Source organism: Actinosynnema sp. NPDC023658 (assembly GCF_040639995.1).
GTDB lineage: Bacteria > Actinomycetota > Actinomycetes > Mycobacteriales > Pseudonocardiaceae > Actinosynnema.
Window position 1 is genome coordinate 1 of the sequence record NZ_JBFAAX010001303.1, and the last position, 1353, is coordinate 1353.

At 74.7% G+C, this 1353-nt stretch carries 2 protein-coding genes; both read right to left on the reverse strand.

The features are described 5' to 3' along the window. Positions 1-264: NAD(P)H-binding protein (locus tag AB0G02_RS40490; protein ID WP_360805928.1), on the reverse strand; the 264-nt coding region annotated here is incomplete at its 3' end. Between the two features lie 7 nt (positions 265-271). Further along, on the reverse strand, positions 272-1353 hold a 1082-nt coding region (locus AB0G02_RS40495), incomplete at its 5' end, for a metallophosphoesterase (protein ID WP_360805932.1).

A 1353-nucleotide genomic window follows, 5' to 3' on the forward strand; every position in this document is an offset into this window, starting at 1 on the left:
CGCGACGTTGCCCCGGTGGAACACCGGGTACGAGGGCTTGCGTGGCACGTCCCGGTCGTCCGCGCCCGCCGCGAACACCACGCCGTCGTGGCCGGCGAGGACCGCGCGGAACTCCGCCTCGGAGGCCTTCGTCGCGTCCAGGGCGTGGTCGACGCCCTCCCGCGCGCTGCGCGCGACCGACGTCGCCTCGTGCCCGTCCGCCCGCAACCGGTCGACGACGTGCTGCCCGACCAAGCCGCTCCCGCCCACCACCAGAACCCTCATGGGGTGATCATGCCGGTTCGGCGGCCCGCAGCGTGAGCAGGGACACCTCGCTCGGCGCGAACACCCTCAGCGGCGGACCCCAGAACCCGGCACCCCGGCTGGTGTACAGCCGGGTGCGCTCGCCGTGGCGGCTCAGCCCGGCCAGCACCGGCTGCTGCAACCGGACCAGCAGGTGGAACGGCCAGATCTGGCCGCCGTGCGTGTGCCCGGACAGCTGGAGGTCGATGCCGGCCGCCACCGCCTTGGCGACCTCGCTCGGCTGGTGGGCCAGCAGCACCACCGGGTCGTCGGCGCAGGTGCCGGCGAGCGCCGCGCCGAGGTCCGCGCCGTGGCCGTTCACGCCCGAGTGCGCCCCGGTCACGTCGTCCACGCCCGCGAACACCAGCCGCGCGCCGTCGCGCTCCAGCACCCGGTGCTGGTTGTGCAGGCTCGTCCACCCCAGCTCGGCCATGTGGTCCAACCACGCCTGCGCGTTGCTGAGGTACTCGTGGTTGCCCGACACGTAGAACCGGTGCCCCGCCCGCACGTCGCCCAGGGCGGCGGCCTGGCCGCGGCGCTGCGCCACCGTGCCGTCCGCGATGTCCCCGACGTGGACGACTACGTCAGGGTTGAGCCCGTTGACCACCGCCACCGTGCCCTCGGACCACTTGGTGCGGTCGATCGCGCCGTAGTGGGTGTCCGCCAGCACCGCGATCGTCAGCCCGTCGAACGCCCGGTCCAGCCGGGGGAGCACCACGTCGGTCCGCTTCACCCGCGGCACCCGGCGGGCCTCGCGGATCCCGTACCCGACCAGCGCCGCGCCGAGGACGAGCAGCACGACCGCGACGAACCGCGCCCGGAACGGGTTCTCCACCCCCGCGACGGCCAGCACGAGCCGCAGCACGTGGGTGATCAGGGTCCAGGAGAAGAACACCCACACCACGCCCAGCATGAGGTGCGCGACGCGCGACGCCCGGTCGGAGTGCCGGCGGCCGTGCGCGCGGACCAGCAGCAGCGGGAACGCCACCGAGACGACGACGAAGAACGCCGTGCCGACCGCCTGCACCGGCCACGGCCACCGCGCGCCCGGCGCGAGCAGGCCCGTCCAGG